At 32.5% G+C, this 24,777-nt stretch carries 23 protein-coding genes; all 23 read right to left on the bottom strand.

All coding sequences use genetic code 11. The features are described from left to right. Nucleotides 1-33: 33 nt before the first annotated feature. Genes H7F21_RS13510 through H7F21_RS13400 form a run of 23 tightly spaced genes read right to left on the bottom strand, consistent with a single transcriptional unit; the run spans nt 34 to nt 24,777 of the window. Nucleotides 34-1,041 carry a glycosyltransferase family 4 protein gene (locus H7F21_RS13510; RefSeq protein WP_185789829.1) on the bottom strand — a complete coding sequence of 336 codons (1,008 nt, stop codon included), beginning with the start codon at nt 1,039-1,041 and terminating at the stop codon, nt 34-36. Next, nucleotides 1,004-2,377 carry an O-antigen ligase family protein gene (locus H7F21_RS13505; RefSeq protein WP_185789828.1) on the bottom strand — a complete coding sequence of 458 codons (1,374 nt, stop codon included), beginning with the start codon at nt 2,375-2,377 and terminating at the stop codon, nt 1,004-1,006. Before H7F21_RS13505 ends, H7F21_RS13510 begins: the two co-directional genes overlap by 38 nt. Nucleotides 2,378-2,391: 14 nt before the next feature. Further along, complete coding sequence (locus H7F21_RS13500; protein WP_185789827.1) at nt 2,392-3,444, bottom strand: glycosyltransferase; 1,053 nt, start codon at nt 3,442-3,444, stop codon at nt 2,392-2,394. A 26-nt stretch (nt 3,445-3,470) separates the two neighbouring features. Then, a complete protein-coding gene (locus H7F21_RS13495; protein WP_185789826.1) occupies nt 3,471-4,589 on the bottom strand; it encodes a glycosyltransferase in 1,119 nt (372 codons plus the stop codon). A 6-nt stretch (nt 4,590-4,595) separates the two neighbouring features. Then, nucleotides 4,596-5,735, bottom strand: coding sequence for a glycosyltransferase family 4 protein (locus tag H7F21_RS13490; RefSeq protein WP_185789825.1), 1,140 nt, complete (start codon nt 5,733-5,735; stop codon nt 4,596-4,598). Next, nucleotides 5,735-7,120, bottom strand: coding sequence for a hypothetical protein (locus H7F21_RS13485; protein ID WP_185789824.1), 1,386 nt, complete (start codon nt 7,118-7,120; stop codon nt 5,735-5,737). The genes H7F21_RS13490 and H7F21_RS13485 overlap by 1 nt, the downstream gene beginning before the upstream one ends. Continuing rightward, nucleotides 7,113-8,243 (bottom strand): UDP-N-acetylglucosamine 2-epimerase, encoded by a 1,131-nt coding sequence (gene neuC, locus H7F21_RS13480; RefSeq protein WP_185789823.1) that lies wholly within the window; start codon nt 8,241-8,243, stop codon nt 7,113-7,115. Before neuC ends, H7F21_RS13485 begins: the two co-directional genes overlap by 8 nt. Next, entirely contained in the window at nt 8,244-8,837 is a 594-nt protein-coding gene (locus H7F21_RS13475) for an LbetaH domain-containing protein (RefSeq protein ID WP_185789822.1), read from the bottom strand. Next, a complete protein-coding gene (locus tag H7F21_RS13470) occupies nt 8,816-9,862 on the bottom strand; it encodes an N-acetylneuraminate synthase family protein (RefSeq protein WP_185789821.1) in 1,047 nt (348 codons plus the stop codon). Before H7F21_RS13470 ends, H7F21_RS13475 begins: the two co-directional genes overlap by 22 nt. Beyond that, a complete protein-coding gene (locus H7F21_RS13465) occupies nt 9,855-10,523 on the bottom strand; it encodes an acylneuraminate cytidylyltransferase family protein (protein ID WP_185789820.1) in 669 nt (222 codons plus the stop codon). Before H7F21_RS13465 ends, H7F21_RS13470 begins: the two co-directional genes overlap by 8 nt. A 1-nt stretch (nt 10,524) precedes the next feature. After that, nucleotides 10,525-11,607: a glycosyltransferase gene (locus H7F21_RS17585; RefSeq protein ID WP_185789819.1), complete on the bottom strand. Its 1,083-nt coding sequence runs from the start codon at nt 11,605-11,607 to the stop codon at nt 10,525-10,527. Further along, nucleotides 11,607-12,620: a glycosyltransferase family A protein gene (locus tag H7F21_RS13455; RefSeq protein WP_185789818.1), complete on the bottom strand. Its 1,014-nt coding sequence runs from the start codon at nt 12,618-12,620 to the stop codon at nt 11,607-11,609. Before H7F21_RS13455 ends, H7F21_RS17585 begins: the two co-directional genes overlap by 1 nt. A gap of 10 nt (nt 12,621-12,630) precedes the next feature. Continuing rightward, on the bottom strand, nt 12,631-13,353 hold the full coding sequence (locus H7F21_RS13450; protein WP_185789817.1) for a class I SAM-dependent methyltransferase: 723 nt from the start codon (nt 13,351-13,353) through the stop codon (nt 12,631-12,633). 8 nt (nt 13,354-13,361) lie between these two features. Then, entirely contained in the window at nt 13,362-14,285 is a 924-nt protein-coding gene (locus H7F21_RS13445) for an NAD-dependent epimerase/dehydratase family protein (protein WP_185789816.1), read from the bottom strand. Nucleotides 14,286-14,298: 13 nt separating this feature from the next. Further along, nucleotides 14,299-15,234, bottom strand: a complete 936-nt coding sequence (locus tag H7F21_RS13440; RefSeq protein WP_185789815.1) for a glycosyltransferase family 2 protein — start codon at nt 15,232-15,234, stop codon at nt 14,299-14,301. Continuing rightward, on the bottom strand, nt 15,224-16,198 hold the full coding sequence (locus H7F21_RS13435) for a glycosyltransferase family 2 protein (RefSeq protein ID WP_185789814.1): 975 nt from the start codon (nt 16,196-16,198) through the stop codon (nt 15,224-15,226). Before H7F21_RS13435 ends, H7F21_RS13440 begins: the two co-directional genes overlap by 11 nt. Then, nucleotides 16,161-17,246, bottom strand: coding sequence for a glycosyltransferase (locus H7F21_RS13430; protein WP_185789813.1), 1,086 nt, complete (start codon nt 17,244-17,246; stop codon nt 16,161-16,163). Before H7F21_RS13430 ends, H7F21_RS13435 begins: the two co-directional genes overlap by 38 nt. Then, complete coding sequence (locus H7F21_RS13425) at nt 17,236-18,504, bottom strand: ABC transporter ATP-binding protein (protein ID WP_185789812.1); 1,269 nt, start codon at nt 18,502-18,504, stop codon at nt 17,236-17,238. Before H7F21_RS13425 ends, H7F21_RS13430 begins: the two co-directional genes overlap by 11 nt. Continuing rightward, a complete protein-coding gene (locus tag H7F21_RS13420) occupies nt 18,504-19,376 on the bottom strand; it encodes an ABC transporter permease (protein ID WP_185789811.1) in 873 nt (290 codons plus the stop codon). Before H7F21_RS13420 ends, H7F21_RS13425 begins: the two co-directional genes overlap by 1 nt. A gap of 37 nt (nt 19,377-19,413) precedes the next feature. Then, complete coding sequence (locus tag H7F21_RS13415; RefSeq protein ID WP_185789810.1) at nt 19,414-20,391, bottom strand: SDR family oxidoreductase; 978 nt, start codon at nt 20,389-20,391, stop codon at nt 19,414-19,416. 25 nt (nt 20,392-20,416) lie between these two features. Then, nucleotides 20,417-21,712, bottom strand: coding sequence for a nucleotide sugar dehydrogenase (locus tag H7F21_RS13410; RefSeq protein WP_185789809.1), 1,296 nt, complete (start codon nt 21,710-21,712; stop codon nt 20,417-20,419). Between the two features lie 5 nt (nt 21,713-21,717). Then, nucleotides 21,718-22,299 (bottom strand): sugar transferase, encoded by a 582-nt coding sequence (locus H7F21_RS13405; protein ID WP_246431487.1) that lies wholly within the window; start codon nt 22,297-22,299, stop codon nt 21,718-21,720. A 15-nt stretch (nt 22,300-22,314) separates the two neighbouring features. Then, a complete protein-coding gene (locus H7F21_RS13400; RefSeq protein ID WP_185789808.1) occupies nt 22,315-24,777 on the bottom strand; it encodes a polysaccharide biosynthesis tyrosine autokinase in 2,463 nt (820 codons plus the stop codon).

Raw genomic sequence — 24,777 nt, 5'->3', positions numbered from 1 at the left:
AATATAACAAGTTCAATCTGATTAAAATAGAACTTAGGACAAAAGTGACTGCCAAAGTGGCTTAACAACTTCCCAATCAAACTGTTCTGATTTATTCCTGGCATTGATCACTATTTTCTTTCTTAAATTATTATCTTCCTTTAATCTCATTATTGCGCTAACCATAGCATCAACATTATTTGGAGGGACTAAAAGACCTTCCTCATTATGATTAATTAGATACGATAAACCACCGACGTTAGTGGAAACCACCGGTAATCCAAGGGCCATGGCTTCAATGACGCTTACTGGTAAATTATCAAAATTAGTGGTGTTAATAAAAATGTTATGCTTCTTCGATATTTCCACCCATTCTTTTTTTGAAAGTTTTCCTGTGAAATTAACATTCAGATGTTTTTCTTTTGCTAAGGTTTTAGTCATTGCCAGGGATCCATCCTTTTCTGGTCCAATCATTGTTAACCGAGCCTCTAAACCTTTTTCATGAAGACCTTCCATAACCATTATAGCTAGCACTGGATTGTATATTGACGCAAAAGACCTCACCCATAACAGTTCTATATCTGTAATCTCACGATCTTTAAATTCATAGTTTTCTATTAGCAAATTATTGGGTATATAAAGAATATTATCATAGCCATAATTATTGAATATCTCTTTTAAAAAGAGAGATGGTGTTACTAATTTATGAGCATAACTAAAAATAAGATGACTTAAATATCCTGAGTTTTTAAGCCTTTTTTCTAGATTACCTCCATGAAGAATAGGGATATAGTCTAACCTGAAAACTCGACAAACCTGGCTTATTATAAACGCATAGTAAAAATTTGTTGTGCTGTAAGTATCTATTAAGACATAATCAGTATTAGTCTTATTAACCCAGATCAGTTTTAACATGTCTAAGAGCCTTAAAAGCTTATTGGTCTTATTTGATGCTAATTTTATAGTACAAAACTCTTTAAGATTAATACTTAAAGTTTCAATAGTAGTAACTGTCTTTCCACTATCAGACAATACGTTTCCTATGTAAAGGACGTTTTTCATATTTAATATCTAAAAGAGCTAAAGCGTATATAAAACCTGGAGCTGCTATTCGCATAGCCGAATGATTGATTGTCGCAAACCAAAAGCATAGAAAAGCGTAGAAAAATAAATTTCGCCTATTATTAAAATGATATAGTAATGGTTTTACTATTAAAATTAATAGCATAATTATTGCAAAAATACCATGTTCCGACAATAAACGACTAATCTCATTATGTGATGCTTTTAAACCTGCATTATTTTTTAATCGAAGTTCTTTTGCACCATTTGCACCAGCACCTAAAAATGGATAGTTTATAAATCCTTCCAAATCACTTATAAACAAATCGACTCGTCCTGTAGACAAATCTTCCTTTTCTCTCCCAGATTTATCCTGATTGGCATAACGTTTATCTATTAATCCTTCTGTTTGGGAAGAGCTAATGGTCCAGACAGCTGTACCTAAGATAATTAAGACAAAAAAGGTATAAACAATTTTACTTCTTTGCGTTCTAGAAGCATTTCTGTATATGATTGTTAGAAATATTAAAATCATCAAAATTGCAGTCATTATACCTCCTCTACTGAACGTTACTATTCCTCTGAAGCTAATAAGCCCTAGAATGATACCATTTACTATTTTCAATGATAAATTCGAAGATTTCATAAATAACCTTACTGATAATATAAACATTCCTACACCCAAAATCGTCGCAACTTGGTTAGGCCCAAACCCTCCTGAGGTCTCAAAATTAGACTGTGTACCTTTTAGCACATTTTTTATACTCGGATTATAAAGAAATAAATAGATTGTCATGGATATAATCGGTAGGCTTAAATATTTTAAGGCCTGCAATAAATCATTCAATGTAATTCTTTTATCGTATAAATAAAGTGCAGAAATCCCCAAACAAACTGGACCACTAAGAACAAAGGCAATATTAGTTCTTAAATTAGAATCATAGTCCATTCTCATATAGGCAACAAATATTGATGGAATCAAGAGTAACAAAAAAATAAAATAAGGGTACGACTTTTTCGAAACTCCAGTAGAGAATATGCCTAAAAGCATATATAAAATCACCAAATATTTGGCTGCCTCATAAAAAAAGGCACCAGAAGTCATCCTAAATAAAACTTCTGATCCAATTACATAACAACAAGCATAAATCACTTCTTTAGATTTGTTGTTATTCGAGGCGGACACTATCCGTACTAAAAAGAATATAACTACAGAAATAAAATAGAACTTAGAAAATAGCGGTAGAAAATAAATGAAAACAGCGAGTAGAATATGCATCAATACAAGCATTATGTATTGTACCTGATTTTCTTTTATAATTTTGTGCTTAAACATCTAAAATCCCGATCTTATGTTGTTAATACAACGCTATACATATCAATTACCTTATGAATTACGGCAGGTTTAGAGAATTTACTAATAACTTTCATATGTAATTTATTTGCAGTTAAAAGTCTTTTTTGAGAGCTTTCTACACACCTTTTTAAGGCCAAAGACAGACTTTCTGGGTTTTCTGGTGGAACTAATGCCCCCAATTCTGTCGAGTTAACTACTAACTCACAATCTCCAACTTTCGTCGCCACAACGGCCAATTTACTAAATCCGTACTCTAGTAATGCAATGGGTAAACCTTCCGATTTTGAAGAAAGTACACCAACTTCACATTGAGACAATATATAACTTATATCTTGACGGCTACCATAAAAAAATACGTGTTTTAACAGTCCTTTTTCCCGAATATACTCCTTTAATTTTCTAGAATAATCGTCATTAAAGTCTTTACCAATGCAGTGCAATGACCAATCAGGATGATCGTTTAGTAGCATATTAAATGCGTTTAATAAATTTAGATGATCCTTTTGCGGACGCAAATTTGCTAAGCATACGATTCTCTTTCCTTTGACACCTTTTAGATCGGTTAATTCTTCATTATTTTTTAAAAATGTGAAATTTTGAAGATAACTAACACTCTTACAATTTAAATACTGAATTGACCAATCTTTCAAAGTTCGATTAACACAAAAAATGTGAGAGAAAAAATAAGAGCAAACTTTTAATATCAAGTTTGACCTTTCTTCCAAAAATTCACTATTGCCATAATGATCATGCCATATTAGGCATATTCTTGGATAAATTAACTTAACCAAAAATCCTAGGAAAAAAGAAGATGAATGAGCATGAATAATAGAAATTCTATTATTTTTTATATACTTTTTAAGTTTAAAAATAGCTTTTAGATCTAGCGTGGATCGTTTCTTTAAAAACAAATAGCCTACTGACTTGTCTATTGAAGATTTCAAAGGACCCTCGGCACGTGTCACACATATAAAGGAACCATCAATCTCATCAGCAAGGCCATTTGCAACATTAATGGACAATCGCTCAGCTCCCCCTGCTTCCAATGAATCGATAAGTTGCAAAACCCTTATCATAATTGTAAAACGTTATTTATCTCATTTTCTAGAGTTTCCAAAGTATATTGTTGTGACCAATCTTGTGCAAATTTCGCCATTTCATGTAGGTTTCTATTTTGGAGGACTCCTATAATTTTTTCAGTAGCCGAGTTTATGTCTAGCTCAATCAGAATGCCTCTACTGCCAGAACCCAACATCCAATCTAGACAAGAAACATAAGTTGAAATAGGAATAACGCCAAAAAACATACCCTCAGCAATCGCCTTTGGCCAGCCCTCACTTTTTGATGGTAAAATTATAAAGTGACTTTTTCTTAATGTACTTTTAATTGTCTCTTTGTCTTGATTACCGTGTAATGTAATTATATTTCCTAAGCCTTTCCTCTCTATATAAATTTCAACGGATGACCTTAAGATACCATCTCCGAATATATCGAGAGTACAGTCATTACCAAATTCCTTTAAACGCTCAATAATTTGTATTGCAAATAGAGGCTGTTTTCCTTCTACCAAAGCCCCAGTAAATATGAATTTTAAACTATTTTTATAATCTCTTTTGAAAAAGCTTTCCTTTTCATTTTCTGAATAGGTAGCGGTAAAAAATGATCTGACATTTTTAGATTGCTTTGGCCAATTTCCATAAACCATTGCTACTATATTTTTAGAGAAAAAAGGAGCACTAAATAGATACTTCTGAAAACGATAACCAATAGGCTGTCTGCTTTTTGGGTCCCAATTTCCAGTATATCGCATCGTTTTTTTCTTGAAAGGAAAAAATAATTGAACTAGTGCTGCTATTCCAGCAATGTTACTAGGGCTTCTAAAGTGTAAATGATCTGCCCGATACATTACCTTAGCCATAATGAATAATATTTTGGGAATCTTAATCAATAAAGTAATAATACTTACTAAAGATTTTATTTGAAAGACAGGCATCTTAACGAACTTCACATTTTCATGAGCATAAGCCATACATATCTTATCTAAAGTTTTATGTTCTGATCGCGGTGCAACAACAATTACTTCCTCAAATGTAGAAGTCCATAAATTCATTTCCCTGACATAAGGTGCATATCCAAAGTACTTGCCCTCTTTTTCAATATGTTCAACCAATGTGAAAATTGCCAGTACCATCTTAAACTATTTATTCTTGATAATCTTTTTATAAAAGCTAATATTCTTATTTAGAATGGGCGATGAATTAAACTTTTGCAGTACAAAAGCTCTTGCATTATTTCCAATGCGCTCAATTTTATCTTTATTGTTTAAAAACCATAAGACTTTTTCAACAATGTCGTCAATTTTATGCGGATTACAAAGTAAGCCTGTTTTATAATTTTCAATAGTTTCCGGTCCTGGTCCTAATTCTGAAAAAACAACAGGTTTCTTCATTGCCATTGCTTCTGGTGCTACCAACCCTTGAGTTTCCATGTGCGACGGAAATACGCATACCATAGCTTCTGCATACTTTTTAGGTAAGTCATTAAATGGAATTACACCATGAAAGGTAACACAGGTATCAACAATAGGTGCATATTTGCTTTTTAGCATTTCCGTGTAAGAAGTTCCATCTTTATAAAACCATTCTCTTCCATAAATATGCAAGTGCAATTCTGAATGCTGCTCCCGCAATAAAGGCATGGCCATTATAAGCTGTCTTATCCCTTTTTTTTCACAAATAGTACCAGCAAATGTTATGTTATTGACATCTACATTAATTGATAAATTCGGAGAGAACATTTCTGTATTTATCGGGTAGTTTATAATCTCAACTGGTTTGCTATGATAAGATAAATATTTAGCTGTATGGTTCTTTACATATTCGGAAACTGCAATAAAGCCATCTGCATTTTTAAAAGATAACTTTTCCTTAAAACCCTGCCACCAATGTACTGGTCTATTCTCAGATTCCGAAAAAAAGTGATGCCCACCATGCAAGCGAATGCAATAAGCAATAGATGGTATTTTTTTTTGAAAGGCCAATCCCAGTTCTGCAGATTCTACAATATCAATTTTTTCTTTCGCATTAAGTGCTTTAATCTTAATATGTATGCGTCTGGTATTGGCAATAAACTTAGCTATAGGTAATTTTGCGACTGGTAGTCTGTATATATGAACGCCCTCATCAACCAACTGCATTTCTTCATGTGTTTCCCCAATGCCTACTATAGATATAGTATGACCTCTTTGCACCATAGCCCTGCTAAACGTCTGAAGAAAGCTTCCGACGCCTCCAGATTTCCAAATAGGATACTCGCTTGAAATAAAACAAATATGCATTATTCTAATATATTAGCAATGTGTTTAGCATTGGCTTCTAGTGGGCAATTCACTAATTTTTCTAGCCATAATTTTCTATCTGGACCAACTACTTCTCTTTCATCCAAAACAGATTCGAGAGCATCATTAATTTCATTTTTACCATTAATCCATCCCACAGCATCTAAATCCTTCATGGATTTAAAATGATGAAATTTATATATAAAATCTGTACTCCAATTGTCATCTTTAACTGTATCATAATTAAGATATAGACATGGCTTGTTAAATGTTGCAAAATCCAGCGCCATGGTGCTCCCCAAATTAATTACACCCTCGCAATGCTTAGCCAAGTTAACTTGAAGACTCACATCTTCTAGCTTTGAAAAGTAACCCACCCAGGCTTTAGAGTCTGTATGCCAAATGGGGTCTATTGGCACTATTACATCTTTAAACTCGTCTAAAACTGTATTATATCTATTGGAAAAATCTACCGGGCATCTCCTGAATATAAGCTGAACTGGCGTTTCCATCTGAGAAATTACTTTAGCAATATCGTATAGATAATTGGGGTCATAAGGCGATGTATATTCGTCATCACCACTAAAACAGAACCATTTGACTTCAGGATTTAAACCATGGGATTTGGCAAAAGACAACCTATCCATGATCCGTTGATCCTGTTTGTAAAATTCAAACTGAGGAGTTCCTGTAATAATTAATTTTTCTTCATCGATTTCAGGATAAAACAAATCCATATCCTTTTTCATCCAATCAGACCATAAAACATAATATTCAGTGGCAACACACAAACGTGCTTTTGGTAAATTATCCCAAGAAAAAATAGCTGTAGCGGATTTAATATTTAATTGTTTTGCCGCAATACATATAGGCATAAGTCTAGGTACCCTTTGATGAGTAATAAATACTGAATCTGCATTTAGCGTCTCTAGTTCTGTTTTATAAAACTGGATTATAGATCGAGACCATTTGTTTTTTGAATGTTCTTCTAAACCTAATATACGTTTATAGTTATGTTTGGCCCAGTTTCCTATGGCCTCTGCAAATCTGTATAATAAACCTAATTTAAAATTTCCTTTAGGACGCCTCCAATTAAGAAGTATCGTCTCGTTTTGCGTTAATTTTGAATTATAACATAATCTAGCATAAGACGCCGATTCTCTAAATAGTCTTGTAAGTATAGACTCTGAATGGAGTTTAAGTCTTCTATAATTAATGCTAAAATTATGCAAGGTCTTAACCTCATCGAAAGCAGATTCTGGCAAAGGAGACCATATAGTTACTTTTGCAAAGTCATCTACATATTTTAATAAATCTGAATACAGATAATTCTTAATCCCTACCCCATCTGGAACAATAAAAACAACATGCTTTTTATTACTCATTAATATCCTTAAATTGCTTCTGATGATTGATATTCCACAACGCAGTTGATTCTAAACTTTTTAGAAATAAAGATGCACTTTCACCAAAACCAAATATCTGCATTTTTTCCGAATTAATATCTTTTATACCTTCAATAGCTTCAATAATATTATTCACAATGCACTCCGAATTTATAACACTCTTTAACTTAACTCTGTTCTTTTGACGCGTTCCTATATCTATACTGGGAATTCCATAATAAGGAGCTTCCCTAATACCTGCACTGCTATTGCCTATAATAAAGCTAGAATGTTTTAATAAAGTCAAAAAATATTCAAAGCGAATAGAAGGAAAAACTCTAAACCTTTTATGGTCATTCAATTCCTGATAAGCTTCTATAATAGATGCGCTTCCCAGGTCATTATTCGGAAAAATGACCACATAATTTTTTCTGCTCTTCTTTAAGGATTCTACAAACTTATGAGCATCTTCTTTTATAGTATCTACCTCAGTTGTTACTGGGTGATACATTGCAACTGCATAATCTCGAAACGGAATTTCATAGTAACGCTTTACCTCCTCAATTTCTGGGAGATGATCAGAAAACATAACATCAATATCTGGAGAACCAATTGTATAAATAGATTCGGGTAATTCCCCCATTTGCAATAAACGCTTCTTAGCTTCATCATTAGATGTATAGTGAATATGACTTAATTTAGATACCGAATGTCTAATCAATTCATCTATTGTTCCCGAAATTTCACCACCTTCTATATGAGCGACCAAAATGTTGTTTAGACTTCCAACAATTGCGCCAGCTAGTGCTTCAACCCTATCACCATGAACTACTATTACATCTGGTTTTATTGATTTTACGTAAGTTGAAAATCCTTCAATGGTTTTGGCCAAAGTCAAGTCCATTGTTGTCTCATGCGTATGATTATTAAATGTATGTATATGTTGATAACCGCAGCGTTCTACTTCTAACAGAGTATAGCCATATTTGTGCAATAGATGCATACCAGTAACAAAAAGATAAGGCTCAAATTTTCTATTAGCTTCCAAAACACCAATTAGCCCTTTGATCTTACCAAAATCAGCTCGCGTTCCTGTTAAAAATAATATTTTTTTAAGATCCATTTATAAATATTCTAATCGCGAAGTTGAAACTATTGTCATATTCGCTTTAATATTTTTATTTACCATTGTATGGGCACCAATAATAACATTATCACCTATTTTTAATTCCCCCAATATGGATGAATTACAATACATTTTTACATTGTTCCCAATTACGTTTCCAGCACCTGCACCATTCATCTTATGTCCTATAGTACAATTTTGATGAATGACAAAACCTTTACCTATCGTATTTCTGCTTCCGATAACTGTACCTTCACCATGTACGATATAAAAACCAGTATCTATACTCGAGTTAAAATATATTTCACAACCGCATAAATCTTTCATCAAAAAGTGTATTTGCGCTTTTAAATTATCTTTGTTATTGAGATGTAGCTCTCTTCCTATTCTAAATAAAAATAATGCTAGTTCATTCTGACTGGTTGTAATTCTATCGATAATCTCTAATTCATCAACTGTTGGAAAATGATAATTAACATCCTTAACCACCTTATTAAATGCATCTAAAATAAATGACTCCTCAATAGGCTTTGATTCATAAACACGTTGCAATAAGAAATTTAAAAAATCTACGATTCTATGTCTGCCCATGTCAATTGTTTATCAATATCAATATCAATTTCTGCCTTCTTTCCGATAATAGAATTAAAATGCTCTGCAAGTATTTCTCCTGTCCCTGGTCGCTTTACCCAGATATTATCTTTAGAAAATGTATCACCTTTTTTAATACCTTTGATCGTACAGACAGTTGCAAAAGCGAAATCTATAGTGACTTGTTCTTCTTTAGCTGGTTCTTTTGTACCTCCTCTCATGGACCAAACTTCTTGACTTGAAACCATAAGTTCCTTTGCTGCAATTTCATCCATACTACAAACTATATCTGGACCAGTGCGCCCCATATGATCTGTAAAATGTCTTTCTAAGATTGAAGCCCCTAGAGCCACTGCTCCAATACATGCATTATTGTTAAGGGTATGATCACTTAGTCCAAAGACTTTATCTGGGAAAGCTTCTTGTAACTCTATCATTGCTCCAAACCTTACTAAATGTGATGGTGTTGGGTACAAATTAGTGGTATGTAGTAAAGCCACTGGGACATTTTCTTTATCGAAAACAGCTACAGCTTTACGAACACTTTCAATAGTATTCATACCTGTACTTAGAATAATTGGCTTACCAAATGCAGCAACATGTTCTAACAGAGGATAATTATTACACTCTCCTGAACCAATTTTAAAAGCCTCTACACTCATAGATTGTAACCTATTTGCAGCAGCTCGAGAAAAAGGCGTTGAAATAAAAATCATACCTTGTTCTTCAACATAAGTTTTTAAAGCCCTTTCATCTGCTTCATTTAAAGCACAACGTTCCATAATATCATAAATAGAAGTGTCTGAATTTCCAGGAATTACAGATTTGGCAACACCACTCATTTCATCCTCTACAATATGGGTTTGATGTTTTACAACTTCTACTCCTGCTCGTTTTGCAGCGTCTACCATTTGCTTCGCTATGTCTAGTGATCCTTCATGATTAATTCCTATTTCCGCAATAACCAGTGGTGGGTAATCAGGCCCTATTTTTCTGCCAGCTATTGTTATGTATGGATTACTCATTTTTGTAATTGTTTAGGATGAACTCAGCATATAATAAATCTTCCTTTGTATCAATATCAACAGTCATATATGGATGATCAATAACAAATGGGACGTTATTATCACTGAGAATTTTATTATTTAAAATTAAGTTTGTTTTAGCAATATATAATAGCCCATTCTCATAATATAAAGGTTCTAAATCTTGACTTCGTTGCCCCATTTTATAGGTGAAAGGCTCAAAGTTACCGCCCTTTATTTTTCCTAATTTTTTATCATTTTCACTTACTGTCATTAAGCTATCACAACCTTTTTCTATAAACATTTTAAAAGCCTTTGAAAGCAGATGCTTTGGTCTTAAAGGGCTTGTAGGTTGTAACAAAATAACTTGTTCATAAGTATCCTTAACAGTCTCTAAGACATGCTTTAAAGCTGAAACAGTTGTAGCATTATCACCCGCGATAGTTTTGGGGCGCTCAATTACATTTATATTATAATTTTCTGCAATCAATTTAACGGCTTCGTCATCTGTAGTTACATAAATATCTGTTGTGATACTAGAAAACTGTTGCGCATACATAATACTATGAGCAATTAATGGGATGCCTCCTAAGTCCAAGACATTCTTTTTAGGTAAACGCTTAGACCCTTTTCTTGCAGGTATAATTATAACTGTTTTCATTTTAATTGATAGCATCTACAAATTTCTCTTCCCATGTATTGTAGTTCCAAATAGAATCTGTCTCTCTTTTTGATATGCGCTCCTTGCCAAAGTTACTATTTGTTCTCGCCAAGTTAAAACATTCAACCCATGAATTTATATTCTCAGGTTCGTCTACTAGGTATGCATGATTTAAGTCATTTAGCACTTCTGGGATTGCACCTTTATTAGATGCCATAACAACATTGCCACATTTATAAGCCTCCACAACTGATAAACCAAAACCTTCTTCATATAATGTCGTAAATATGTAATAATTTCCTATTTGTAAATAAGTCGCTACTTCATGATTAGGAATTTTCCCAATACAAAAAACATTAGAGTGATTAATTTCTTGTGAAGTACCAATAACAATAATTTTAAGATTTTTATGCTCTTCAAGTAACGATTCAACAACTAACTTAAATATATGAAGTCCTTTTTTGGGGCGATCGTTTGCCATCCATACTAAAATTTCATCCCTTTGTGAATAACCTCTTTTAGATCTTTCTTCTATGAACTTATCAGAATTTAAAGGGTGAAATTTATCAGAATCTACTGCATTACCAACTACATAAGAACTTGGGAAATTATCATCATAGTTTAATTTATTATGCTCAGAAGCCTTTTGAGATAACCAAAGAATCTTATCTATGGATTGCATAATCTTAGAATCCAGCTCTAAATTAAATCCATGAAAAGAAAAGATGAGTTCTACATTACTTTTTAGTCTATTCTTAATTAAACTCATCGCTTCTACCAAATGTGGGTCATCCATTACTACGATGGTTAACTCATCATAATTACGTGATAAACGCTTAATCTGTTTTATGTAATCAGAAGCTACTTTATTTAATAATTGGAAGTTTCTAAATGGCTTTTTCCAAGTTATGAATGAGCCTTTCTTACAATATATTGAAGTACTTAAACTATTACTTGGCGATAGTATATAATTAAAAAAAAGTGGATTATCATCTATAAATCGACTCATTCTAGTCGTCCAGCTTCCAATTTTTGTAGTTGGCAAAGCCATATTAGAAATTAAGATTTTTGCCGATTTTGACACTAGTATGGAGTTTTAATACCTTTTAGTTGAAAATAAAGTTTCTTGAATTTCTTGAATATCAATATTCTAAAAAACTTACCTATTTTATATTGGGTGGATGATATAGGTTTTCCTTTGGGTAATTTCTCTAATGTATCTTCTTTATGGGTATGATTTAAAATAGTTTCCATTTTATCTTTCATCCATGGTTCAAAAACATTACCCAAATGATAGGCATAATTTCCTTTGGTTGCCAATCTTAAATACCCTGCTTCATCGTTTGGAATATCAAAATAAGTACTTTCACTTCCACCTACAATTTTATGCTGACAAACTTCCCATGGCGCGCTTTCAAATATTTCTGCTCGCATTGTAGCGACGAAATGCCCACATCCAATAACTGCCGTATTTTTAGAATTAGACAGTGTTAAGTATTTTTCTAAATGTATATCATTATACATCTTTCTACCAATACTTTCTTGAAATTTATGAAGACCATCAGGATCTAACACATCTTCAAATTGAATTTCACCTTTAAAAAGACCATAATACACCGTACTATTTAAAAACCCACTTCTATATCCTAAACTACTTGGGACAGGTGAAACCATTCCACTCTCCGGAAAATCCCTTATAATACTTTCTACATTCGTTTGCCAAGCAGGTAAAAACATGACATCGGCATCAGATATTGTAATTAAAGGTTCTAGATTGCTTTTAACGGCTGAATATATCGCATTGACTTTTCCTAAATTAATTTTAGAATTCAACAGTTGATCTATGTCGTTGTGTGAATCATATAATTCCTTTAAATATACCTGGACATCTTCGCAACAACCATTGTCAATTAATGAAATTCGGGTTTTATTATGAATGGTATGTAATAAAGATTCTATACAAAGTTTAAATATCCTTAATCCGTCTTTAAAATAGTCTTCTACAAGATTAGGAATATATACAGGTATTACAACTCTATGATAAGATTCCAATAGAAGTTGGTTATTTTCTTTTTCTGGATTAATACCTATACGCATATCTAATTAATCAATGACTTAGTGGTTTCGTCGAAAATTTTTGACCTACTGTGATGGTAGCATACATTTTCTCATACTGCAAATTGCCTTGTATGGTTTTATTCCATTTTTCAATAATTTTACGTTCACCATTACGCTTAATATCGTCTAGAAAAATACAATACGAACTGGCCAACTTATTTTGAACGCTAAAAAATGACGGATACCTTGCATAAGCCGATGTACCAGTACTAGGTCCATCAACAATAACTAAATCTATATTTTCTATAGAATTAATGGTTGTTTCAACTATCTCATTGTTATACCAATATTTATTTTGGTCGATTATATAATTGTCTCGTGTGTTTTCTTCAAGTTCCGCATGCAATAAGGTTAAGTTCATGCCACAATTGTATTTCTCTACTTCTTGAGAAATAATAGATTGCCAGTCCTTATTATTATCAATACTTAGTATCTTGGTTTTTAGTTTATTCGTTTTTATAAACTGAGCTATTACAATCGTTGAAATACCTGAACCGAATTCTACAATTTGCTTTCTATTATTTAATAGTATATCATTTAAAATATGAATTATAGTATATGGGTTTAAAGAAAAGGGGGTAAAAGGTAAATAGGTATATTCTGGAAATAATTTAAGAATTACCTGGAGTGCATAGGCATCATCATTGCTTCTATGAATTTTATCTAGATCTATCTTATAATTAACAAACTGTTTGAACTTTTTAAAGGTCATTAATAAATTTAATTTTTATAAAATTCGATCAATTTATCCAATCCAGTTTCTAATGGCACTAATTCTCTTCCCAATAACTTCTTCATTTTGGTATTATCTGGACAGCGCCTTGCCATATCACCTTCTTTTAGTGCAGGTAAATGCACTATTTCTGATTTGGAATTCGTAAATTTAATTATCCTCTTGGCCAATTCTAATATGGTCATTTCTATATCACTACCTACGTTAAGCACTTCATTTACTTGATCCTCACTATGCATCGCTTTAATACACGAATCCACGTTATCATCTACATAGCAAAATGAGCGCGTTTGTTTTCCATCTCCATAAATAAACAAATTTTCATTTTTTAGAGCTGCTCTTAAAAAGCGCGGAACTACAAAATCGTCACTTTGATTTGGCCCATATGTATTAAAAAATCTAAAAATGGTATACTCTAAGCCATATTCGTTATAAAACGATCTAAAGAATGCCTCACCCACGTTTTTGACAATAGCATAGGGAAGTCTAGAATTTAAAGGTGTGGTTTGTTCATTTTGAGGAATTTCAAATGGTTCACCATAAACTTCGGATGAACTAGAATAAAACACACGTTTTACACCGGTATTTTTAGATAAACTTAATATGTTTTTGATACCATCAATATCTTCCAAAACAGACATTGGATTTTCTAATGTACGAGCAACACCAACCACTGCAGCATAATGAAACACATAGTCAAAATTATAACGGCCAAAAACCGGTACAACATCTTGATAATTATTGACATCTGCCTTTATAAAAACAACATTATCTAACTTTGGTACTTTATCTTTACTTCCTGTTGAAATGTTATCGACTATTACAATAACATTACTCGTATCTTTTGCTAATTGTTTTGCTAAAGCACTTCCTACATTTCCAGCGCCCCCTGTAATTAATATATTTGACATATTTAGACTCTAATTAATTAAATAAAACGTCTCCCTTACCTATATTTTTTAGTAACAATACCCCTAATCGTATTTTTAACCTTTCCCTAAAAGAAAGATGAAAATACATCTTTTTAAGTATTTCGTTGGAGAGTTTAAAATATTTATTTTGTATTGTTTTTTTTAAAACTTGTTTAATCCCTTTCTTCAGCACTTTTTTCTCAGAGTCATTTAATTTATCACCATATATATCTAAAGCCCTATAATTAACTTTAAAATTAGACTTAAGCATATCTTTTGTTTGTGCACTATGAGATATGCTATCATTATGCTCTCTAAAATAAACTAATGGTGTATCATCATAATGATAATCGTTAACGATATCTAAGACCCTAATAAAAAAATCTCTTTCTTGAGATTGAGACAAAGTCTCATCAAATCTTAACATATGTGCGTCTATAAATTGTCTCTTGAACAATGGCGCTTGAGTTAACCATTTTATTTTATTAGTCACGAAATCTCCAAAGAAAGACTTGGAATATATTTTTCCGCATCTTAAACCTATTATATTATCAATATGATGCTTAAAAACTAACGTTTGACAAACCGTAAATTGAAATTTAGTACTCTCTAAATGACCAACTTGAATCTCTAATTTTCTAGGATGCATAATGTCGTCACTATCAAACCAATTTATCAATAGACCTTTACTTTTTTCATAACCGTAATTCCTACAAGAATTAGCTCCTTTAGCCATACTCTTAGGTCGAGATAAATATGAGAATTTTGTATTGTTTTTTACAAATTCATCTACTATTACTTTCGTATTGTCAGTACTACCATCATCTACAACGATACACTCCCAATGCTTATAAATCTGGTTATCAATACTTTCTAAAGTTTCACCAATAAGATTTGCTCTATTATACGTTGGAATAATTATACTTACTAGAGGCCACTTATCTTCCATAACGAAACAATTTTTGCAATGCAAATTTCAGTAAACTTTTGTAATAATAAAATATTACATTATCACTTGTTTCTATTGTATTTAAAAAACCAACTTTAGTAAACATCTTTTTATTACTCCATATATAATGCTTTATAAAATGATCGACTAAAATTTTATACTGTTCTGTTCTTTTAAAATAATTGAGATAATTTATTTTCTCTATGTAGATACTCTTCTTTCTAAACTTATAATTTTTCACTGTTGTAGAATCCCCATGTTGTCTAAAGAAATTTAATAATCTCTTGTTAAAAATGAAAGTCTTTCGTTGTAATAAGTACGTCCACAGAAAAATATCTGAACTCTGTTTATTACTAAATATAATGTCTGGTATGACTTCTTTTGGCTTCCTGAATATCACACTACTTCCATTTGTTATATAAGTATTAAAAGGTAATTCATCAATAAATTTATCTCCTGAGATCAAAGTGTAAGTATTCTTTTCTGATTCAAGATTTTTTGTTCTCTTTAAAGAATTATAGAGAATACTTCCTTTTTCATCAACATAGTTAGATCCTGAGAACGCTAAAATGGCGTCGCTATTTTCTTCCAAAGCACTGACTAGTTCTTCAAGAAAGCTTGACTCGCAATAATCATCCGTTTCGGCTATCCATATATAATCAGTCTCAGATAATTCTATACCTTTCTGCCATGATTTATATCCACTACCTGTATTAGTTTCATTCTTTACAAAATACTTTATATTAAAGCTAGGATGTGCTTTTAAGTAACTTTCTATTAGAGCCAAACTATTATCAGTAGAAGCATCATCAATTATTATAGCTTCCCAGTTTTTGTAGGTTTGACCATATATGCTATCTAGTCGCTGTTCTAAATAGGCTTCATGATTATAGCTAGGTATGATTATACTGACTTTAGCCAAAGTTTTAGTTGTTTTGGTCACTAATTCTTGTCCAAGTTTCAATAATGGTATTTTCTTCTTCCGTCATGCTATATGAAGACAAAATATGATTGGAAGCATTATTAGCCATATTTAAAAGCGTTTTGGGATTATCTTCATAAGCCTTTATAACCTTTTCTAGCGTTTTTACATAAGCTTTTACGTCTCTATCTTTAACAGGGAAACAAAACTTCTCATTAAAAATTTCATTACCGCCTTGACCTGGATAACCAACAACAATGCAACCACACGCCATTGCTTCTGCTGGAGGCATACCAAAACCCTCATTGATATTAAAACTTAAAAAAATAGCACTCTCTTTCATACATTCTGCCACCTCGTCTTCATTCATATTCTCAATAGGTCTTATGGTCCACCCTTCTAGAACTTTATTAAACTTTAAAATATTAATAACCTGAATAATATCTGATCTAAGACGCCTTGGCATAAAACATATTTGCTTCTTTTTGGACCTATTAATTGAAAATCTATCACTATCAAATCCATATTTTACTCTATAGGTTTTCAATTTAGGAAAAGCCAAATTCATATATTGTCTAGCATCCTCAGAATTAACAACAACACCAATTATATCTTTATGATGGTAAGGTGTGTCCGTATCCTGCAAATTTAAGTTATAACCAAAAAAGGTTTGATACGCCCCTTGGTTATATATTACTTTATTAATTCCTGTTTTCACTTCTGCTAGTCTTGGACCATAAATCTCTGGAAAAACTAGTATATCATTTGTATTGAGCTCAATATCATGATTTTTGCGAGTAAAAGACTTACAGAATTTAATAAAATTCTTGACAAGATATTTGATTTTTTCCTTTGTTGTGCGACGTCTTCTTTGCTTTAAGCTATTTAATTCTTGGAAGACTGATGCATTATAAACTATGGGTGTTGCATTATCAAACCAAGTACATTTAAATCTATATGCCTCATGAAGAATATGGGCATTAAATCCGTTTTTACATAAAACATCAACTTGTCTGTAGATCTGTTTGATACCTCCAGAAGGCTTATTAATATCTGGACAAACGAATAATATTCTGGTATTACTCTCCAAGGATTTCTGTATTAAAATTCATCAAAATTCTAGACTCTTGTATTGGTACACTTCTTCCATTGCCATAAAAATCCCCATTATTGATATCAAACGAAATGGCATTTTGCAGAAAATCAGATCTCTTTTTGTCAATATATAAATCCGTACTAATAAAATACGTACCTCCGTTAAGATTCAACTTCGGAATTGAAAAAACAATTTTTTTCACTTCTTCTACAGTTTTTATATCAGACAAGTAATTACTGAGCCAAGCCACTCTTTGCCCCATATAGTCGTTAATTTTTAAATCTAGCCTTAATTGTTGAGAGCTTATTTTAATTTGACTTTCTAATTGAATTTCAATTCTAAACAGTGCTCCATTCTCAGGGCTCATATTCGCTTTTTTTCCAGAAACAATTATATCCTCTACTTTCATTAGACCACTACCTGATCTATTGTCTGTATTAATCTTATTTTTTACAGCATCTTTATCTAAATAAAGTTCAATTATTTTATCAATAGTACCAATACTACTAATTCTACCATTTTCAATAAGTATTCCTCTTGTACACAAACTCCTAACAGCTGCCATATTATGACTTACAAATAAAACTGTTCTTCCCTCCCCTTTAGAAATATCTTGCATCTTACCAATAGCCTTTTTTTGAAACTCTGCATCGCCAACAGCTAAGACTTCGTCCACAACCAAAATATCAGGTTCCAAGTGAGCAGCTACGGCAAAGGCTAGACGCACTTTCATCCCAGAGCTATAGCGCTTAACTGGGGTGTCTACATACTTCAAACAGCCTGAAAAGTCTATAATCTCATCTATCTTACTATTTATTTCGGATTTTGTCATTCCTAAAATAGCACCATTTAAATAAATATTTTCTCTACCGGTCATTTCTGGATGAAAACCTGTACCTACTTCCAATAAAGAAGCAATATGGCCCTTAGTTTTAATTTGTCCAGTAGAAGGAGATGTTACTTTTGAGAGTATTTTAAGCAATGTTGATTTTCCTGCTCCATTTTTACCAATAATCCCCAACACTTCACCTCTGTTGACTTCAAAATTAATATCCTTTAAAGCCCAAACATATTGTGAATCTACTTTTTTAGACCGATCGTTAATATTCCCTACTTTTAAGTAAGGATCCTCTTTACCTCTTACTTTACTCCACCATCTATTGAGGTCGTGAGTCAAAGTACCTGTGCCAACAACGCCTAAACGATATTGCTTCGAAACACCTTCTACCTTTAAGATTATTTCTGAACTCATTACACCGTATCGATAAATGATTTTTCCGTTCTATTAAAAACTATAAGACCAAGCAAGAACATAAGAATACTTAAAACTAATGTAAATATCACTTTACGCATTTCTATTTGACCGACATCAATCACAATAAATCTAAATCCTTCTATAATTTGAGCTAAAGGGTTATATTCTACAAACTTAGATACCAAAGGGGGGAATTTTTCTTGTGCCTCACTTAGAGGATAAGGTACAGCAGACACATACATCAATAATTGCACGCCAAAGCTTAATAAGACAGTTAAATCCCTGTACTTTGTTGTCATTGCAGACAAGAGCATTCCTAAACCCAAGCCTAATAAAGCCATCATAAAAACATAAATTGGTAATAATAATAAGTATTTATAATTGAGTATTAGATTATCTCCTTTTAATAGAAAGTATAAATAAAAGCCAATCAAAATCAGTAATTGAATTCCAAATTTAAGCAAATTGGATATGGTCACTGACATGGGCATAATCACTCTAGGGAAATACACTTTGCCAAAAATATTTTGATTTTTAGTAAAAGTACTTGATGTACCTGTAAGGCATTCTTTAAAGTAATTCCATAAAGTTATACCGGTTAGATTAAACAAAAAAGGATCGACTACGTCACCTGTTTTTATTTGGCCCAGATTATTGAAAATCAAAGTAAATATAACCGCTGTAAATAAAGGTTGTATAATATACCAAAGCGGTCCTAAAATCGTTTGTTTGTATAATGTAATGACATCGCGCTTTACAAACAAGAACAGTAAATCTCGATAACGCCAAATTTCCTTAAAATTAAAATCTAATAGCTTTTTTTTTCCGGAAATGGTATATAACCACGTCTCATTGTTCTGGGTATTCAAACTAGCGGGATTTTACCCGCTAATATACGCAAAAAGACTAGTTAAAATAATCCCAAGTAATTTTTAAACCTTGTCTGACTGTATACTGAGGTTCGTAGCCAAGTAAACTTTTGGCTTTTGAAATATCGGCTAAAGAATCCCTTACATCTCCTTGTCTCTGTGGACCATAAACTGCTTTTAAATCAGATTTGGCAGCCATTCTAAGTGAATCCCATAAATAATTTACCGATATGCGTTCTCCACAGGCCACATTAAATACCTCATTCGCTGCTTCCTTAGGAGCAAAGAAACCTTTAATATTAGCTTGAACAGCATTATCTACAAACGTAAAATCCCTTGTTTGATCTCCATCTCCGTTAATTTTCGATGGCTCATTATCCTTTAAAGCTTGCATAAATAATGGTATAACCGCGGCATATGCTCCATTTGGACTTTGTTTAGGCCCAAATACATTAAAATAACGAAGACCAATCACATCAGTTCCATAGGTTTTACCAAAAACATCTGCATAAAGCTCGTTTACATATTTTGTAACTGCATATGGTGATAAAGGCTTCCCAATGTTATCTTCTACCTTCGGTAGAGCTTTACTATCACCATAGGTAGAACTAGATGCCGCATATACCATACGTTTCACCGTTGGACTATCCTTTACGGCAATTAACATATTCAAGAACCCTGAAATATTGACCTCATTTGATGTTGCTGGATCATTAATTGAACGAGGAACAGAACCTAAAGCAGCTTGATGAGATACATAGTCTATATCTGCCATTGCCTTTTTACAAGTAGTCAAATCCCTTATATCGCCCTCTAATAATTCAAAAGATGGGTTATCCATAAACTCCGTTAAATTCTCACGATAGCCGTTCGAAAAATTATCTAAAACCCTAACTTTTTTTGCACCATACTTTAATAAGTATTCAACAATGTTAGAGCCAATAAATCCTCCACCTCCAGTCACTAAAAAACTTAACTGGGAAAGGTCATCAGTATGATATTGATTTGAGTACATAATTATGATTTGAGGTTAAATTTAATTATAGACGTGCGTCTACAGTGTCGTGAGGCAATAAAGACTTTACGTCAAAAATTACGCATTTATCAGATTTTAAATTGTCAAGAGATATTTCCAAAAACTCTTTGTGAGAAACGGCCAATATAATGGCATCGTAATTTGGTTTCAACTCAGTGGTTGAGGATTTCAACTCCAACCCATATTCATGATTTACTTCTTCTTTAGAAGCCCATGGATCATAAACATCGACATTTACGTGATAAGACTGTAATTCCTCAATGATATCTATTACTCTAGAATTTCTAATATCTGGACAATTTTCTTTAAAAGTGATTCCCAAAACCAAAGCATTAGATCCTTTGATAGTTGCACCCTTGTTAATCATCATTTTAACAGTCTCTGTAGAAACATAGCTACCCATACTATCATTCATCTTCCGACCCGCTAGGATAATCTCCGGATTGTAACCAGACTCAATAGCTTTTTGTGCCAAGTAATATGGATCAACACCGATACAATGACCACCTACCAAACCTGGTGAAAACTTCAGAAAGTTCCACTTAGTACCAGCTGCTTCTAATACTGCCTTAGTGTCAATATCTAATAGTCTAAAAATCTTAGACAACTCATTAACAAATGCAATATTGATATCACGCTGTGAATTCTCAATTACTTTAGCCGCCTCTGCAACTTTAATTGAAGGCGCTAAATGCGTTCCAGCGGTAATAACTGTTTTATATAAGTCATCTATTTTCTTAGCAATCTCAGGTGTTGACCCTGATGTCACTTTTAAAATTTTAGTAACCGTATGATGCTTGTCTCCAGGATTAATTCGCTCGGGAGAATAACCAGCATAGAAATCCTTATTAAAAATTAATCCAGATGCTTTCTCTACGACAGGAATACATATATCTTCGGTAGCTCCTGGATAAACTGTCGATTCGTATATAACGATATCTCCTTTACTCATAGCATTACCTACTGCCTCACTTGCTTTTACAAGTGGTGTAAACACAGGCTTATTTAAAGCATCGGTAGGTGTTGGTACAGTTACGATATATATATTTGTTACGGATAATGCTTCTAAACTATCGGTGATATATAAACCTTTATCTGCATTTAAGTCATTGGTTAAAACTGAACTTAGATTATCATTATCGACTTCTAATGTTTTATCTACACCAGAATTTAACTCACGGATCCGTTGTTTGTTAATGTCAAAACCAACCACGAAGAATTTTTTCGCAAATTCTACGGCAAGGGGCAAACCGACATAACCTAATCCTATGATTGCAATTTTGTCTTCAGAATGTGTCATCTGTTTTAAAGAGATTTTAAAATAAGCCTCAAATCTAAATAAAAACTGTAATTCTCAACGTAATTTCTATTGATTTTCACCTTATCTACCCAAATAATCGTTCTATTATAGTCTTCAGGGTCATTTTGTCGTTCTAATACAAGTTCTTCGTCCCTATATTTAATTGTTGCTTCTCCTGTAATACCAGGTTTGACTTTAAGAATAATTTGATCTTTACCTTCCAACATATCTGCAAAACCTTGAATATCTGGTCTTGGCCCAACAAAACTCATGTCACCTTTAAGAACATTAAATAATTGTGGCAACTCATCTAGTTTGGTCTTTCTTAAATATTTACCAAGAGGTGTAGCACTCTTTTCCAGATGACCAAGACGATGAACACCATCTTTTAAAGTTCTTATTTTATATATCTTGAAAAGCTTACCATTTTGCCCAACCCGTAATTGCGTAAATACTCCAAAATTCTTAGTATCAATACTTGCAGCTACAATTAAAACAATAATTGGCAAAAGCAATAAAGGCAAAAGCATAACAACCAAGGTAAGGTCGAACAAACGCTTTATTCTTAACTGTTTTTCAGAAATCAAAACTTAAGTTTTTTTTTAAAGCTTTCTAACAAAGTTTTTAACCTTAGCCAAAATTGATTGTTCTTCTTTTTCATGATACGAATTCCCATATAAACCATAGCCGTATCCATAGCCATAGCCATAGCCATATCTAGCTTTATGCTTGTAAAAATTAAGTACAAAGCTTAGATTCTTAATTTCACCAGCCTTATATTTAGAATTAATTAGTTGTAACATACCTTTTTTAGTATAGTCCAACCGAATCATGAAAATAGTTGCATCTGCATAACTCGATAATTCTAAAGCGTCTGTAACTAAACCTAGTGGAGGCGTATCCAAAATTATCATGTCATAATCTTTTCTTAATTGCTCAATGGCTTGATGAAGTCTATCACTCATCAATAATTCTGAAGGGTTCGGAGGGATAGGACCTGATGGTAAAAAATCGAGATTCTCAATATGTGTAGAATATATGACATTAGATAGCTCTTCATTGTCAATTAGGTAGTTTACAATTCCTGTATCATTGGAAATATTAAAATCTCCAAATATTTTTGGCTTACGTAAATCTAAACCTAACAAAATTGTCTTTTTTCCCGATAAGGCATAGACCGTTGCCATGTTAATAGAAGTGAACGTTTTTCCTTCTCCGCTAACAGAAGACGTAACCATAAGTGTTTTCCCTCTTTCTTCGGACATTTGTTTACCATAAATAAATTTCAAACTCGACCTAATCGATCTAAATGCCTCTGCTATGGCAGATTTAGGCTTATCATAGACTATCAAGTTATTTGCATATTTACTCTTGCCCAACAAGCCCAAAACTGGAATACTAGAAAGCCTTTCTACCTCTTCTCTTGTATGTATAGTGTTATCTACAAGGTACAAAACGAGAACTGATAAAATAGGCAGAAATACCCCTAATATTAATGCCAGCATATAATTTAGAGATTTGTTTGGACCAATTGGTGCATCTCCAATATCCTTAGCCTCATCAATTACGGTAATATCCGATATGTTAGCAGCTTTTACTATTGCTGCTTCACCTCTTTTAGCTTGATAAATATCATAGGCTTCAGTACTAATATCGAGACTTCTTCTAATCTTCAAATATTCTTGCTGATTCTTAGGTAGATTCAACAACTTAGACTCCAACCTACCGATTTCTTTATTCATAAAATTGATTTGCGAACCAATTGTACGCTTTGTTACTTCAATGGTTTCAAGTAAGACTCGCTTTTCTGCATTAATCCTACGATCCAATTCTTCAAAAATAACAGAACCCTCTTGAGTGGAATATTCAATCTCTTGCCGCTCTATGGCAAGTGCTGTTATTTGACTAACACTTGTTAGAATATTTACTTCCTCAATTCCAACGGATGTCGGTGCGGCTATCTTGGTATAATCTGTTTTCTGATTTAAGTAGTTTTCTAAACTATTTAAATAACTTAATTTAGATTCCTCTACCAATCTATTTTGTTCGTAGTTCTTTAGTTGCTCAGAAACTTGTAACATTTCGACTTCTATATCGAACACCTTATTTTCTTTTCGAAAATTATTCATCTTAGCAGTAACATCTTTTATGTCATCATTGACATTACTTAAGCTACTATCTATAAATTTTATGGTATTAGTTGCATAAAGGTTTTTCCTAGCCAATTCCGTTTTTCTCAAAATTGCTGATGTGGCATTGAGAAAATCAACAATTTTTGCTTTGTTCTTCCCCACTAACGACAGCCTAAGAACAGAAGTTGCGTCCTTAGAATCAGGCTCAATATTTATAGCAGTCTTGTACTGATTAACGACGGTATCAAAATTTAGATACTTCAGATAAAATAATGAATTTGGCGCAATTGTAACATTTTGTTTTTTTGTTACAACCCCATTAAAGAATGGTAGATTTATGGTCTGACCTAGTCTGAATGTTTTTGAAAAACTAGTCTCATTAACGGATATTAATAATTTTTCTTTCGTTTTATATATCTGACATTGTACCTTGTCCGTTTCAAAATCAACAAATAGTTCGAAAGTATCCTCATCTAAAAAACGAAGTCCTATATTCTTGTTTAAGACTTGGGGCTTACTGTCTAGCGTCTTAACTTCAAATGGTGAACCTTTATATAAATCCTTAAAATGATATTTACCTTCTTCTAAATATTGTTTATAAAACTTTAAAGAATCTATAACCAATTCATTATGTGATCTCGTTTTTATTTCCGTAATAATATTACCAACCTTACCAGAAACACCTCCCCAATTAAAGGATATGCTTGTATTAGCTGTAAAAAATGGATTTTGATCATTATCTATTGTTATCAAAGAATCTAATCTGTAGATATTTTCTTTCCTATCATTTACGAAGTAAGCGATGGCCAAAGCAGCAAGAATTGATAGCACTATGAATTTCCAAAAATTTAAAATTTTATATAGAAATCCTTTGAAGTCGAAACCAACTCTAGATGGATCGTTTTCTCCTATATCATATTCGTACTGATTCAT

The organism is Winogradskyella flava, from assembly GCF_014243395.1.
In the GTDB taxonomy this organism is placed as follows: domain Bacteria; phylum Bacteroidota; class Bacteroidia; order Flavobacteriales; family Flavobacteriaceae; genus Winogradskyella; species Winogradskyella flava.
Note: the sequence above shows the minus strand (reverse complement) of the source record. Positions and strands in the feature narration are given on the sequence as shown.

Excerpts from the sequence above, each read along its gene's own strand:
- H7F21_RS13440 (WP_185789815.1), bottom strand. The coding sequence starts at position 15,234 with ATGGAAGATAAGTGGCCTCTAGTAAGTATAATTATTCCAACGTATAAT.
- H7F21_RS13425 (WP_185789812.1), bottom strand. The coding sequence starts at position 18,504 with ATGAGTTCAGAAATAATCTTAAAGGTAGAAGGTGTTTCGAAGCAATAT.
- H7F21_RS13455 (WP_185789818.1), bottom strand. The coding sequence starts at position 12,620 with ATGCGTATAGGTATTAATCCAGAAAAAGAAAATAACCAACTTCTATTG.
- H7F21_RS13495 (WP_185789826.1), bottom strand. The coding sequence starts at position 4,589 with ATGGTACTGGCAATTTTCACATTGGTTGAACATATTGAAAAAGAGGGC.
- H7F21_RS13485 (WP_185789824.1), bottom strand. The coding sequence starts at position 7,120 with ATGAGTAATAAAAAGCATGTTGTTTTTATTGTTCCAGATGGGGTAGGG.
- H7F21_RS13410 (WP_185789809.1), bottom strand. The coding sequence starts at position 21,712 with ATGACACATTCTGAAGACAAAATTGCAATCATAGGATTAGGTTATGTC.
- H7F21_RS13445 (WP_185789816.1), bottom strand. The coding sequence starts at position 14,285 with ATGTCAAATATATTAATTACAGGGGGCGCTGGAAATGTAGGAAGTGCT.
- H7F21_RS13475 (WP_185789822.1), bottom strand. The coding sequence starts at position 8,837 with ATGGGCAGACATAGAATCGTAGATTTTTTAAATTTCTTATTGCAACGT.
- H7F21_RS13510 (WP_185789829.1), bottom strand. The coding sequence starts at position 1,041 with ATGAAAAACGTCCTTTACATAGGAAACGTATTGTCTGATAGTGGAAAG.
- H7F21_RS13470 (WP_185789821.1), bottom strand. The coding sequence starts at position 9,862 with ATGAGTAATCCATACATAACAATAGCTGGCAGAAAAATAGGGCCTGAT.
- H7F21_RS13450 (WP_185789817.1), bottom strand. The coding sequence starts at position 13,353 with ATGACCTTTAAAAAGTTCAAACAGTTTGTTAATTATAAGATAGATCTA.
- H7F21_RS13490 (WP_185789825.1), bottom strand. The coding sequence starts at position 5,735 with ATGCATATTTGTTTTATTTCAAGCGAGTATCCTATTTGGAAATCTGGA.
- H7F21_RS13505 (WP_185789828.1), bottom strand. The coding sequence starts at position 2,377 with ATGTTTAAGCACAAAATTATAAAAGAAAATCAGGTACAATACATAATG.
- H7F21_RS13415 (WP_185789810.1), bottom strand. The coding sequence starts at position 20,391 with ATGTACTCAAATCAATATCATACTGATGACCTTTCCCAGTTAAGTTTT.
- H7F21_RS13400 (WP_185789808.1), bottom strand. The coding sequence starts at position 24,777 with ATGAATCAGTACGAATATGATATAGGAGAAAACGATCCATCTAGAGTT.
- H7F21_RS13465 (WP_185789820.1), bottom strand. The coding sequence starts at position 10,523 with ATGAAAACAGTTATAATTATACCTGCAAGAAAAGGGTCTAAGCGTTTA.
- neuC (WP_185789823.1), bottom strand. The coding sequence starts at position 8,243 with ATGGATCTTAAAAAAATATTATTTTTAACAGGAACGCGAGCTGATTTT.